The organism is Pseudanabaena sp. PCC 9330 (assembly GCF_055795045.1).
In genome coordinates, this window is the sequence record NZ_JAYFES010000117.1 from 291015 (window position 1) to 305600 (window position 14586).

The window sequence follows — 14586 nt, forward strand, 5'->3', positions numbered from 1 at the left end:
AACTCACAACTCATAACCAAACACCCCCATCCCTTCCTTCTAAATCGTCACGTACTGCATCTAACCATGGCTTTTGTCCTGAACCGTCTCTACCCATCTCCTCGCCGCCCCTGTCTGCTGCTGGCCGGGCTGCTGGGTCTGGTGCTGCTGTTGCCCACTGCACCGCCAGCCCAGGCTGGAGTGTTTGATTTTTTGGTGGGCGGGCGAGAGAATCGGGGGGGGCGGGCCCCGAACCGGCAGCAGGGGGGCGGCGTGCGGGCCGGGCGGCTGGCGGGTGGGTTTGACGCGACGCTGCCTTACATCATTACTCCTCGCAATACCTTTCAAACCAGCGACCAGTTCACCATTCGCTGGCATCCGGTGGCGGTGGCGGAGACCTACACTGTGCGGCTGTGGCAGTGGCAAGACGCCAACGGCGGGCGGCAGCAGGTGGTGTGGGAAACCACTACGCCTGAAGCTTCGGTGATCTACGGAGGCGATCCGCCCCTGCGGCCAGAGCTGTTTTACTCGGTGGAGGTGATTACCGACCAGGGGGTGTCGTCGGATCTCGATGCGGGCTGCGCGATCGCCGGGTTTGCCGTGCTGTTCCCCGAGACGCGATCGCGCCTTCAGGCCGATCTCGCCAGTCTCGACCGCACCACCCTCTCCCCGGCAGAGTTAGCCCTAGGCACAGCCCAAATCTACCTGGCCTACCAAATGCTAGACGCTGCTATTGACAGTCTGGTCAGCCAGGCGGCGATCGCCCCCACCGCTGCCCTGGCCCTGGCCCTGGGCGATCTCTACAGCTTTGCCGGGCTCAACGCCCTGGCCGCCGAGCAATATACCCTGGCCTTGGAACTGGCTGGTGACGACGCGCTTTGGCAGGCGATCGCCCTAGAAGGCCAGGGCGAAGTCGCCGTCATGCAAAACGACATTGAGGCTGCCCTGCCGCCCCTGCGCCAGGCCCAGTTTCGCTATGCCCTGGCCAATAACACCATCAAAGCCAACCAGGTCAGCCGCCGCATCGATCTGCTCGAAAAAGCCCAGCAGCTCGGCATGGCCCCCACCGACGACCCCGAGATCTGCGACTCGATCGCCGGGTAAATCGCCATCCCCACCTGACTGGGGGAGGGTAGACACCTGGGTCTGCCCCTCCCATTCCTCTGAACCCACCCCTGCCCCTCCCTGAACCCACCCCTGATAACCCAAAACTCAACCCCCAACCTATCTACCCCCATGCGCCCCCTCCTCCCCACTCTCCTCTGCGCCACCTTCTTTACCGCCCCAGCCCTTGCCCAGTCCATCATCCCTGCCGCCGATGGCACTGGTACCCTGGTGCTGCCCGATGGCTCGACCTACCAGATTACCGGCGGCACCCTGTCGAGGGATGGGGCCAACCTGTTCCACAGTTTTGAGCAGTTTGGCCTGACGGCGGCAGAGGTGGCTAACTTTTTGGCCGACCCCAGCGTGCAGAATATTTTGGGCCGAGTCGTGGGCGGCAATGCCTCGGTGATTAACGGCCTACTTCAGGTCAGCGGCAGCAGCGCCAACCTCTTTCTGCTCAACCCGGCGGGCATTTTGTTTGGCCCCAACTCAGCGCTGAATTTGGAGGGCTCGTTTACGGCCACCACCGCCAGCGGCGTGAGCTTTGGTGAAAATTGGCTCCAGGCCATTGGCGATACTGACTATGCCGCGCTAACCGGCAACCCCACCGGCTTTGCCTTTGGGGGTGAGCCCGGTGCCCTGGTCAACCTGGGCACCCTGGCGGTAGACCCCGGCGAGGTGATCACCCTGGCCAGCGGCGCGGTGATCAACCTGGGCACTCTGAATGCCCCCGGTGGGCAAATCATCGTTCTGGCGGTACCGGGGGAAAACCGGGTCAGCATTCGCCCTGAGGGAGCGATTCTCAGCTTGGAGCTGGCCACATTGCCGGAGGGAGAGTTGCCCACGGCATCGCTGCCGTTTTCGCCGTTGGATATTCCTTCGCTGCTGCGGGCCGGGGAGCCAGAGGTGGCCACGGGCATTGTCGTCAACCCCGACGGCACCGTGAGCCTGGCTGGTGCCTCGGCGACTCTACCGACGACCCCTGGCACGGCTCTGATTTCAGGAGTGCTAGATATGGCGGGGGAGACTGGCGGTAGGGTGCAGGTGTTGGGCGATCGCATTGCAGTCACAGCGGCCACCATCGACGCCTCGGGCACCCAGGGCGGCGGTCAGATTCTCATTGGTGGTGAGTACCAGGGCGGGGGCACGACGCCGACGAGCGATCGCACCTACGTCGACGCCAATTCCACTCTCACTGCCGATGCTGTAGAGAGCGGCCACGGCGGCGAAGTAATTCTCTGGGCCGACCAAGGCACCCGGTTTGACGGCACCATTACCGCGCGGGGTGGGGCAGCGGCGGGCGACGGCGGCTTTGTGGAGGTCTCGGGCCGCAATACTCTGGCCTTTAACGGCAGGGTAGATGTCAGCGCTGCCCAGGGGGAGTGGGGCACCCTGCTGCTCGACCCCACCAACATCACCATCAGCGCTGACCCCAGCAGCCCCGGAGTTGAAGACCCCGGTGGTCTGCCCGACATTCTGGCGGCAGATTTGCCTGGGGATGTGACCATCAACGCCACTACCCTAGAAAACCAGATCGGCAACATTATTTTAGAGGCCACCGACAACATCACCATCGCCCCTGGCCTGTCGCTAAACTTTGTGCCCGGTGGGACGATCACCTTTACCGCCGATACCAATATTGACGGGACTGGAGACTTCACCATGGATCCGACCCAGGCTATCAATGCCCTGGGCACGGCTGGGGCAGACGGCAGGGATATAAGCATTACCGCTGTGAACATTACCACCGGGGCGATCAATACCACTTCGTCGGGGGGCGCAGCGGGAGAAGTTGACCTCACAGCGATCAACGCCGGAGGGATCTCGGCGGGCAATATTGTCGCAGGCTCAGTGTTCGCTTTTTCCAATGGGGCAATGCCCTTTAACTTCGGTGACATCTCTGTCACCAATTCAATTTTTCTAGCCAAGCCAGCCGGTAGCCTGACCACGGGTAATCTATCGGCAACCACTGGCACCATTGCGGTAGGTACTACTGGTGCTGGCATTAATATCGATATTGGCAATGCCACCGCTGGTGCATCTGTCGACTTACGCGCTGGGATTGGTGGCACTATCACCACCAACAATCTCTCGGCGGGCAATCAAGTCATTGCCATTACCGGAGTGGGCGGCAGCCTGACCACCGGGGCGATCGCCGCCGGGCCAGGGGTGTTTGGCCTCAGCATCGACCTTCAGGCCGATGAAATCAATCTAGTCGGGGGAGCCGGTACAGTACAGGCCCCAGGCGAATTGCTGATTCAAACGGCTACCCCGGCCCAGTCGATCGCCCTCGGTGGCGCTGCCGACAGTGGCGCTGGAACACTAGATTTTACAGCTGCCGACTTAGCGGCCCTGGCCAATGGCTTTAGCACCATTAGGTTTGGAAGCCAGTTTAGTCCGGGCACTGGGCCGATTTCGTTGGCAGGTGATGTTACTTTCAGTGATCCTGTGGTCTTTCGTACTCAGGGGACAATTGAAACCAGCACTTTTGTCACCAGATGGAACCTGATTGGCACCGACAATGCTAGCTTTAGCTTATTGGCCGGGGCAGGAGTAACGACTGGCGAAATTACCACTGCTGGGGGTGCCGTCGTCATCAATGGTGATCTTGACGGCAATGGCAACGGTAGTTTGGTGCTCTATGGACCGATCACCACTGGCAGTGGTGACATTACTCTCACCGGAGCAAGTAACGGAGCTAGTCTTTCTGACTGGGGCGTCTTTATTGATCAACCGGCAGCTCTGAATAGCCAGGGGGGAGATATTGCTATTACTGGCAGCTCTACCGCCCCTGATCCGGTTTTTGCTCGGGGAATCGGCAATAATTCGGCCATTGACAGCCAGGGGGGAAATATTAGCCTCACTGGAACCAGTGCCAATGCCGATGGCATCATTAGCTTTGATGGTCCAATTACCTCCGGCGGGGGCGATATTACCTTTAATGGCACCAGTAATGCCACTGGAGTAACCGCCAGAGGAGTTAGTCTGGTGAACATCTCAGTAGATTCTGCCGGTGGCGACATTACTCTGACTGGCAGCGGAGCCAGCGCTGGTATCGCCACATTTCCCAACGTAACGGTTATGGCTGGGACGGGCAACGTTACCCTAACCACCGATAATCCTGTGTTGCAAGGAGCATCGATTAGCGGCAGTGGCGGTCTACAAATTCAGCCCCTCACGTCATCCCTGCCAATTACCCTGGGCGGTACAGGTGACCCCGCCATTACCTTCATAAACCAAGACGAGATCAACCAGTTGGGCAACGGCTTTAGCAGTCGCACCATTGGGCAGGTGGGCAATACAGGAGCCATTACCCTGGAACCCTTTGCCTTGGCTAGCCCGCTCACCATTGCAGGCGGCGTGCTGACGGGGCCAAGTCAAGACACTACCTTTGCCTTTGCCCCCGATGGCAGTCTGGAGATCGGCGGCTTTGGTGCCCCCCTGCGGCTGCTCAACCCCACCGCAATCGTCGGCGATGATAGTGCTACCAATACCGTGCTGGGCAGCGCTGGCAACGACACTTTCACCATTGTTGGCGATGGTGCTGGACTGTTTGGATCGGTCACCTTCTCAAACGTCAACGCCTTTGACGGGGGCGCGGGCTTTGACACCGTGGCCGGAACCGGGGCCAACAACAACTTTGTGGTGACCAGCAGCAGTGGTGGCTTCAGCCGGAGCTCTGACTTTCTGCCAGATATTAGCTTTACCAATGTTGAGAGACTGGCTACAGGCACCGGCAACGACACGGTTGAGCTTCAGGGGGTGCCGCTGGATCTGGAGGTGATTGGGGGCGATCGCCTGACGATTTTGGGTAGCCCCGATGTCACCCTCAACGCCAATGTCACCACCACCGGCGATTTAGCTATTTCTGCTGGCACCATTGCCCAAACCGGCGGACAGGTCACCGTGGGGGGAAATACTAACCTATTTGCCACTGGCAATATCGGTCTGGGGGGCAACAACGACTTTAATACGGTGACGGTATCGGCAGGTCAGAATGTCGTGCTGAGCGATCGCAACGACCTTCAGCTTAACAATCTGGTGTTTTCAGGGAGCTTACAGGTGAGCGCCGGGGGCAACCTCACCACCTTCGATATCAACACCGCTGGGGCACCCATCGATCTCCAATCGGGTGGGGCGCTGACCACCGGCAACCTCGACAGCAGCGGCAGCAGTGGCGGCGCGGTGAGCTTGCAGGGGGGCCGCATTCAGGTCAACAGCATCAACGCCCAGGGCACCATCAACGGCGGGCCAATTACCGCCCTGACCTCCAGCACATTCCAAGCCCTGGGCAGTTTTGTCGACCAAAACGGCATCGCCGCCAGTCTCTCTACCGTGGGGGGCAGCCGAGGCGGGGCCGTCATTCTGGGCTACGGATTGTCTACCTTTACCCTGGGCGACCCCAGCATCAACGGCACCCTAGGGGCGATTACCACGGGCGATGTCACCCTGCTGCCCGATGTGGCCAACCCCATTTTGGGCAGTCGCATTTTTGGCCGCAGTCTGCCCGGTCAGGTGCAGTTCATTTCCTTTGGCGACATTCCCATCGAGGTTGAGCCACCACCCGACGACATTGACCCAGTTCCTGACTCTCAGCGATCGCTAGAGAGCCTCAATGAAGATAGCCCGGTATTTTTGACCAGTGCCGGAGATATTGTGGGGCAAGAGCAGTTTAGCGAGGCCGAAGACTCGGCCAATAGCGACTTTGCGGGTTATTTTGGCGATTTGATTAAATCGCCGCGATCGGTCAACCTGGCCCAGGCCCAGGCCACCCTGCAAGACATTGCCGCCCAGACCGGCGAGGTGCCTGCGCTGATGTACATGCGGCTCAACCGTAGCGAAAAAGCTGGCGAAGGGGGAGTGGAGCTGCTGCTGATTACCGCTGAGGGCGACCCCACTCGGGTCAGGGTGCTCAACACCACTGCCGAAGATGTGCTCAAAGCCCAGGAGCAGCTGCGGCGGCAGATTACCAACCCCGGCCTCACCGACAACACCGCCTACCTGACATCGGCCCAGCAGCTCTACGGCTGGCTGATCGCCCCTATCGAAGCCGAACTCAAAGCCGCTGGGGTCACCAACATCGGTTTCATTTTAGATGCGGGCCTGCGCACCCTGCCCCTGGCGGCGCTCCACAGTGGGGAGCGGTTTTTAATCGAAGACTACAGCGTCGGCCTGATTCCCAGTCTGGGGCTGATCGACCCGACCTATGTGGCCCTCAACCGACAAAATTCAGCACTGCTGGTGTCGGGGGCGTCGCAGTTTATCAATCAGCCACCGCTGCTGGCTGCCGAGGTAGAAATGCGGACCCTGCAAACCCTTTGGCCCAGTACCAAAGTGGCTGAAACCAGCTTTACCGTCCGCAATCTCCAGCGCGATCGCCGCCAGGCCCAGATTATTCATATGGCCACCCATGCCCAGTTTTTGCGCGGCGCGCCCAGCAACTCTTATCTCCAGTTTTTTGACAGCCGCCTGCGTCTCAACCAGGTGCCCGAGCTGGGCTGGTTTGACCCCCAGGTGGAGCTAGTTACCCTCAGCGCCTGCCAAACCGCCATGGGCAACACCGACGCCGAGCTAGGCTTTGCCGGGTTTGCCCTGATGGCAGGGGCCAAGTCGGCCCTGGCCAGCCTGTGGAAAGTCAGCGACGAAGCCACCGCTGGGCTGATGATCACGTTTTACCAAAATCTTGACGCGGCAGCGATTAAGGCCGAAGCTCTGCGGAATGCCCAGCTATCCATGATTCGCGGCGAGGTCTTTACCGAGAGCGGCCAGCTGATCTGGCCTGGCGGTGCTCTCACCCTGCCCCCCGAGCTGGTGTTCGATGGTCGCCAAGACCTCAGCCATCCGTTTTACTGGGCGGCTTTTACGATGGTGGGCAGTCCTTGGTAGCGGGGGCGCGGCGAAGAAGCCATGGGCCAATGACCTACCTGATCGAGGCATACCCTTATGTCAGCCCAGCGCCAATGACGGCCCCTCAACCCCCTGGCAAACCGTTACCCCTGGGGCCACTCCAGCACCCACTGGCCCAGCCGCCCGGTACGAAAGTCGTTGAGAATGCGTTTGGCGGTGCGTTCGGTATTGCCCTGAAACTTCTGCGTCGCCACTTGGGCAACATAACTCTCGCCGCTGTAGTCGCTCAGCGCCACACCGTAGCGGGCCGCAAGAATGTCTTCGTAGTCGTCGGCAGAACCCGCCTGCTGAAGGGTTTTAAGCACGTCTAAAAAGATGGCGGCGGTGCGCTGGGTGTCGTAGGAGGCCTCGCCAATGTCGTCGCAGATGGCCAGTTTCAACGCTGCCGCTTGGTTATCCATCCGAGAGGGAATCACGCCGGGGGCATCGAGCAGGTCGAGATCGCCCGATAGGCGAATCCACCGCAGCTGGCGGGTGACTCCGGCCTTGCGGGCGCTGGCCACCACCTTGCGGTTGAGCAGGCGGTTGATCAAGGCCGACTTGCCCACGTTGGGAAAGCCAATCACCACGGCGCGAATCGGGCGGGGCTTCATGCCTCGGGCCTGGCGGCGCTGGTTCACCGCATCGCCTGCGGTTTGGGCAGCCTTGGCGATCGCCTTCACGCCCTTACCCTGCTGGCCATCGGTAAAGTAGGGCACCTCCCCCTGCTGGCGAAACCAGGTTTCCCACGCGGTGCGGGCCTCGCTCGAAATCATATCGACCCGGTTGATCACCAGCACCCTGGGCTTCTCGCCCACCCAGATATCGACCTTGGGGTGCCGCGTCGAGAGAGGAATGCGGGCATCGCGCACCTCTAGCACCACATCCACGCGGTTGAGCTGATCGACCAGGGCTTTTTCGGCCTTGGCGATGTGGCCAGGGTACCAGTGGATTTCGGGGGTGGACATGGGTGGAGTCGGGGTAGCGGTGAGGACGGGGAGGCTATGAAAATCTAGGCTGTGGCTGCGTTGCCCCTTAAGGGTGGGGTTTTTAATTCCTGGGCTATATGAGGTAAGGTGCCGCTGCTGTGGGCGATGGTGCGGGGCTTTCGCATGGGGATAAAGGGTAGGGCGGCGATCGCCTACCCGCCCTCACTCAACTCGGAGTGGCGATCGTTCGCCAGGAGCTAGGGTTGGGGGAATTTTTCTAAAATCTCCGTCTAGATTCTGTGGCCATAGGTAGGCCAGCGTGATCTGAGTGAAGCCAGTGATTTTGGTGGATAATGCCTATCCTACGGGCTACCCACCCATCCACTGCTTTACTAGGGAATAATCAGCACTGGGCAGGGCGATAGGTTGATCACCCGCATGGTTACGCTTTCGTCTTGCACCTCTTCGATCAGGCCGACACCGCGACAGCCCATCACAATCAAATCGGCGTTGAGCTCGTCGGCCACATCGCAGATCACAAAAGCGGGCTGTCCCTCTCGCTCAATCACTTCGGTATCGATGCTTTGGGCTGAGAACAGAGCCTTGGCCTGCCCCAGCAGCTTAGCCACCGCCTCAGGCGATGACTGGGCCGAAGGCTGGGTAGCCTCATCCTTCAGCTCTACGACCGACAGCAAGATCAGGCGGCTTTGGTGAGTTTTGACCAACTCAGCCACCTTAGGCGCCGCCTGCTGCGCCTCAGAACTCATATCGATGGGAAATAAAACCGTCTTGAACATGGCGTATCGAAGAGAACTCACACTCCGGTAAAATGAGGGCGGCAATAGGTAAATATTACGACAGACACAGTGCCCAGGTGGGGCCACGCTGCTCCCTCAAATCTACCTTAGTCAAGGTTGGGGCCGCTGCCATCGGCGCGCTGCATAACGTAATAAATACAGAGACTCAAACCATTTTTAGGAGGTATATCGCAGTGGCTAAAAAATCGGTGGCAAGCCTGACGGCAGCCGACCTCTCGGGCAAGCGGGTGCTGGTGCGGGCCGACTTCAATGTGCCCCTTGATGACCAGGGTGCCATTACTGACGACACTCGCATTCGGGCTGCCTTGCCCACTATCCAAGACCTCACCGGCAAAGGGGCTAAAGTCATTCTCACCAGCCACTTTGGTCGGCCCAAGGCCCAGGTGGTCGAGAGCATGCGCCTCACCCCCGTGGCGGTGCGCCTCAGCGAGCTGCTAGGGCAAGAGGTGATCAAGTGTGACGACTGCATCGGTGACGAGGTCGCTGCGGCGATCGGTGGAATGTCTAATGGCCAGGTGGCGCTGCTCGAAAACGTGCGCTTTTATGCGGGCGAAGAGGCCAACGACCCCGAGTTTGCCAAGGCCCTGGCCGCCAACGCCGACCTCTACGTCAACGACGCCTTTGGCACCGCCCACCGTGCCCACGCTTCTACCGAGGGCGTGACCAAATACCTCAGCCCCTCGGTGGCAGGCTACCTGATTGAGAAAGAGTTGCAGTATTTGCAGGCGGCGATCGAAAACCCCCAGCGGCCCCTGGCGGCAATCATCGGTGGCTCTAAGGTTTCCAGCAAGATCGGCGTGATCGAGACCCTGCTCGACAAGGTCGACAAGCTGCTGATCGGTGGCGGCATGATCTTCACCTTCTACAAAGCTCGCGGCCTCAACGTGGGCAAGTCGCTGGTCGAAGAAGACAAGCTAGAGCTGGCCAAAGCCCTCGAAGCCAAAGCCAAGGAAAAAGGCGTTGACCTGCTGCTGCCCACCGACGTGGTGCTAGCCGACAACTTTGCCCCCGACGCCAACAGCCAAACCGTCAGCATTGAGGCTATTCCCGATGGCTGGATGGGGCTCGACATTGGCCCTGACTCGATCAAGGTGTTCCAAGACGCCCTGAAACAGTGCAAGTCAGTGATCTGGAACGGCCCCATGGGCGTGTTTGAGTTTGACAAGTTTGCGGCGGGCACCGAGGCGATCGCCCACACCCTAGCCGAGCTAACCGGCACTGGCGTCACCACTATTATCGGCGGCGGCGACTCAGTGGCGGCGGTTGAAAAGGTGGGTGTAGCCGAGAAAATGAGCCACATCTCTACTGGCGGCGGTGCTAGCCTAGAGCTGCTCGAAGGCAAGGAGCTGCCTGGTATTGCCGCTTTGGATGATGCCTAGGATACTTCGACTTAGTTAAGCAAAGCACAAGGGGATAGCGTAGACCTACGCTATCCCCTTGTGCTTTGAAACAGAGCTAGGACGATTCCGAATCGGAAAAATCGGCTGTGGTGCCCTTGGCTTCTCTTTGATTTGGCAAAAACCTATAGGCATCGGCCAAACCCACCGACTTAAGATACCAAAAAGCCACAACCATGGGCAGCACGTATCGATCCCATGGAAAGGCCTTGACCATAATCGCCGCATTAAAGAGAACAAAGAGAGCCATCAAGTTGGGCCGGACAAATCTTAGACAGGCTAAAAGAGCCAGTAAATAATACATCCCCAAGTCCAGTAATCTATGGGGAAGCAGATTCGCCATCTTCACAACATTGCCGTTACCAAACTCCTGGGGCGGAGCAATCAGCATGAACAGCAGTAACCCTAGGGCAATCAGCCCGGCTCTAACCTGCTGTTCTTTCCAGTTATCTCGGAGGTATTGCAGCTTAGCGCGGGGGTTAAACAACAAAAACTCTGGGATGACAATGTACAGACCAACAAACGCCAGATAGTGAATAGCTCCCCCTAGTTCAAAACTCCAGGCAGTTTTTTGCACATCGGGGGGGATCCTCGCCTCGTAGGCCTGTTCGGGGGCGAGCCCCTGAAACAGATAAAACCATAGAAGAATTGAACCCGCCGCTAAGGAAGGCAAAATCCATCGGCGCTGAGCCTTCCAGTCGATAGAACCCGTCTGCCAGATAGTGAGAACCGCTACGATAAACTCGTACGTGGCGATCGCAGCGGGGAAGGCTAGCATGTACTGACGGGCCGAAATTGCTAAGATAAATGCAAGACAGCTCAATAGATAATGCTTGCGGACATAGGTGATGAGCCCCATCAGCACTAAAAAGCAAGCGATCATTTCGGTATAGAGTCGCCCACTGAGCCATAGGTAGTAAGGGCAGAGCAGTAAGCCTATAAGACATACGATCGCCTTAGTCCCTTTTTCTTTAGTGGGCCAGCCAATAATAAAGACCATTGCCAGTGACAACAGCAGGCTTAACAGCCGGCCAGCCACAATACCCTGACCAAATAGGTTTTCTAAGATTCCAAAAACAATAAATGGCAGGGGCGTATTTAATTCTTCGTAGTTTCTGATGTCTTGAAGACTCGGAATAATTCTTTTGCTGAAACCTAGGCTAGTGCTCCAGAACTGTCTTTCGTCCCACCAGTAAGGCCCCCTCAAAAAATCGAGGTAGGTAATTATGAGCAAATATATAGTTGTTATTCCTAGTAAAAATAGAAACTTTTGCTGAGGTCGAGTTAGTTGAATTGTCATAGGAAGAGATAACCGATGTATTCCTAATGATTCTGAGCCAGCCGTTGCCGTCCCTAGGCAAAGTAAGGAAGGCTCTGACCAGACAATTTAGCCCCTAAGATTTCATCCGGGTGTCGCACTTGCTAAGCAGCTGGGGTTAGGGGCCTAGTATTAGTGCTGAGATTGCTAGACTTTCCTTCTGTTTTTGGCCACTCCTCATCAGTAAAGTTTTCGTGGTATGAGCGCTCCACATTCACATCCCAAAGGTTGTGATCTTCGCCGAGTATATTTTTTGCCGCCAGCAAGGCCGTCAACATAGAGTGGTCTTGGTTGTTGTAGCGATGCATGCCATTACGACCGACGGTTTGAAGGTTTGAAAATTGCTGGATATACTCTTGCAGAACAGCTAGGTGCTGGCGGTATTCGCCATCGTAGACGGGATAAGCCTTACGCTGACGGATAACGCAGCCATCTTCTATATCACTACTCTGCACACCTAAGTTGAGGCGTACAATTTCTTGGCCAGCTAGCTCGGTTAGATCTGAGTCGGACATTTCCCAGATGTCGTCGCCCTCACTGCAAAAGTACTCCATGCCTAGACAGGTTTTGTGGAGATCGGGAACCATCTCAGGACTCCAGTTTTTGAAGTTTTGAATTCGCCCTACTTGGTACTCAGGACTATGAATATAGAGCCAGTTGTCAGGGAAAAGATCTGGCTTGTTAATGATTAATGAGACGATTAAAAAATCTCGATACTTTAGCCCATCGGCAGCTTTTAAGACATAGTCAGGTGGCAGTGGATCAAGGCGACGCACTAGCGCAGATACAGGCATCGAATTAATGAAATGGTCGCCGATGATCTCAAATACGCGATCGCCCTGTTTTGCAATCACCTTAGTTACCTGATTAGCCTGATGCTCTACCCTCATAATTTCGGTATCTAGCTGCACCGACGACCCACCATCCTCTAGCAAGTCCTGGCAGCGTTCCCACATCATGCCGGGGCCAAGGCGAGGATAGTCAAAGGTTTTAATCAGACTTTTAGCCTCTTGCCCTCCAACCAGGGCATTGATCAGCACCCGCTTAAGGGACATATTTTGAATGCGCTGGGCCGCCCAATCGGCTCTGATTTGACTACAGGGTATACCCCAGACTTTCTCGGTATAGGTCTTGAAGAAAGTTTTGTATAGCCTCTCGCCAAAACAGTCGGTCACCCACTCTTCAAAAGTTTCAGCTTCAAACTTAGGATTGAGCTGTTTCTTAAGCTTAGCCTTGAGATAGCTGCTAACCATCAGCAGGCTAGAGACAAGGCCCAAATTCTCTAAGGTTTTGAGTAAAGATAGCGGATAGTCGTAGAATTTTCCCTGGTAATATATTCGCGATAGCCTAGGCACCTGAATAAAATCAGATCCTAGAATTTCAAACCATATTTCCTTGACTTCGTCAACCTTGGTAAAAAAACGGTGGCCGCCAATGTCAAACCGATAGCCTTTGTAGACCTCTGTGCGTGAGATGCCGCCAACTTTATCGGCCTTTTCTAGAAGGACAGATTGAATGCCGGACTTCATTAACTCATAGCCAGCGGTTAATCCAGCAGGGCCAGCACCAATGATCACAACTGGACAACGTGCCATGGCATTCAAATTCCTTTACGTAAGCTGCTGACCTTAACCTGTAGTCTCAAAGTAGCCCAGGAAAGACGAAAGGGCCGTATCTGGGGAGGTGCTCGGTGGGATCTTCAATCGACAAGCACTGTAGTTACTCCTCCGGACAGAATATGACGTCTTCACAATCTACCCGTAAACCTTAGATTCGGCGGGCCGAAGTGCCCAGAAGAATCTCTGTATTTTTACGAAAACTTTACAGAGGAGGGGGCAGGCCAGTAAATAACCGCTGAAGCCTAATCATGGCTCAGTCGGCATCAAAATTCTTCGGAGACTGGTTCCGCAGGCTGCTCCAGGACATCGATGATCCAGGCCTCTTCGATCCAGGTTTTGCAGATTACTGCTAGGGGCAGAGCGAGAATAAGCCCTAAAGGCCCCAAAAATGTGGCAAAAAAGATTTGGGAGATGAGTGTAGCAGCGGGCAGCAAAGACAACTGCTTTTGCATCACCATAGGCGAAAACCAGTAGCTCTCGACGTTTTGAATCAGTACATAGAGAACAATCACGGCCAGGGCGGTGCCGGGAGACTGTAGCAGAGCCACAAAGACTGGGAAAATGGCACTCAATGTCGGGCCAAGATTGGGAATGAAATTAAACAAACCGGCGAGCACTGCATGGGCAAAGGCGTAGGGCACTCCCAGCAGTACCAACCCGGTGAAACTTATCGTAGCCACAAACATAGAGCTAAGGGCCACTCCACCCAGCCAAAACATGAGTGATTTCTCACATTTAGTCAATATTTCATCCGCTCGTCGGCGATACCCCGATGGAAACAGTCTCAGTAAGAGCTGGCGGTAGGCTGGTGGGTTGGCCAGCATCATGAGTGTGAGTACCATCAGCAACAGCAGTTGCAGCAGGATCGCCACCGAACTAGAGAAAAAGGTCAGAAAGTTACCAAATACGGTGGAACTGATCGAAGTCAGCTGCCGTAGTACATCGGGTAACCCCGGGAAAAACCAAAAATCTTGCTCTGGAAACCAGGCGGGCGGAGAGGCTTGAACCGCATCAAACCACTCACCGAGCTTGTCAAAGCCCTTGGGAGTGAGCAGCAGCAGTTCTTGAAACTGATTGATAAATAGAGGAAGCACTAGGCCTAAAAAAATCACCCCTCCCAGCAGTACCAAGGCACCAGTTACCAGTACGGCGCGATCGCGAGGCCACCCGTAAGCCTGAGAAAAAAGTCTCACTAGACTATTGAGGGCAATGGTGATGACTACCGCTGCAAAGATCAGCAGTACAATCTGACGAAACTGCCACAAAATGACAAGGGCAATACCTAGGGCGACCAGGTTAATCCATTCGGTTAGCTTCACTACGATTCTGCCTTGAAACAGTGGAGTCAGCTCGTAGGAGAATTGTAGCTGAGTCGGTATCGACCTAGAGAACTCATCGTTGACGTTGACATCGTCACCCTCACCGCTTGGCAACCGCTAGCCACTGAGGGCACAGGGTCGTCTAAACCGGTAGCAGGCAGCGCACTGCAGTGGGGCATTGGGCGCGACCCAGCTGTGAAGGCGATCGCTGCAAGAA

At 56.5% G+C, this 14586-nt stretch carries 8 protein-coding genes; 3 read left to right on the forward strand and 5 right to left on the reverse strand.

The genetic code is table 11. The features are described from left to right. The first annotated feature begins 66 nt into the window (after positions 1–66). Positions 67–1083, forward strand: a complete 1017-nt coding sequence (locus tag AC0QKW_RS23505; RefSeq protein ID WP_473153535.1) for a tetratricopeptide repeat protein — start codon at positions 67–69, stop codon at positions 1081–1083. Between the two features lie 132 nt (positions 1084–1215). Further along, on the forward strand, positions 1216–6969 hold the full coding sequence (locus tag AC0QKW_RS23510) for a CHAT domain-containing protein (protein WP_473153536.1): 5754 nt from the start codon (positions 1216–1218) through the stop codon (positions 6967–6969). Positions 6970–7073: 104 nt separating this feature from the next. Here AC0QKW_RS23510 and ylqF read toward each other — a convergent pair whose 3' ends face one another. Together ylqF and AC0QKW_RS23520 are read right to left on the reverse strand one after the other, a co-directional pair. Beyond that, positions 7074–7937 carry a ribosome biogenesis GTPase YlqF gene (gene ylqF, locus AC0QKW_RS23515; protein ID WP_473153537.1) on the reverse strand — a complete coding sequence of 288 codons (864 nt, stop codon included), beginning with the start codon at positions 7935–7937 and terminating at the stop codon, positions 7074–7076. Between the two features lie 353 nt (positions 7938–8290). Further along, positions 8291–8695, reverse strand: a complete 405-nt coding sequence (locus tag AC0QKW_RS23520; protein WP_473153538.1) for a universal stress protein — start codon at positions 8693–8695, stop codon at positions 8291–8293. 194 nt (positions 8696–8889) lie between these two features. Between AC0QKW_RS23520 and AC0QKW_RS23525 the strand changes: the two genes are divergently transcribed. Beyond that, entirely contained in the window at positions 8890–10095 is a 1206-nt protein-coding gene (locus AC0QKW_RS23525; protein ID WP_473153539.1) for a phosphoglycerate kinase, read from the forward strand. Positions 10096–10171: 76 nt separating this feature from the next. Here the strand turns inward: AC0QKW_RS23525 and AC0QKW_RS23530 are convergent, their stop codons facing one another. The 3 genes from AC0QKW_RS23530 to AC0QKW_RS23540 form a co-directional block, all read right to left on the reverse strand. After that, entirely contained in the window at positions 10172–11413 is a 1242-nt protein-coding gene (locus AC0QKW_RS23530) for a hypothetical protein (protein WP_473153540.1), read from the reverse strand. 122 nt (positions 11414–11535) lie between these two features. Further along, the gene (locus AC0QKW_RS23535) at positions 11536–13026 is read right to left on the reverse strand and encodes an NAD(P)/FAD-dependent oxidoreductase (RefSeq protein ID WP_473153541.1); all 1491 of its coding nucleotides are present in this window, start codon (positions 13024–13026) and stop codon (positions 11536–11538) included. A 287-nt stretch (positions 13027–13313) separates the two neighbouring features. Further along, positions 13314–14369, reverse strand: a complete 1056-nt coding sequence (locus tag AC0QKW_RS23540) for an AI-2E family transporter (protein WP_473153542.1) — start codon at positions 14367–14369, stop codon at positions 13314–13316. Positions 14370–14586: the final 217 nt, after the last annotated feature.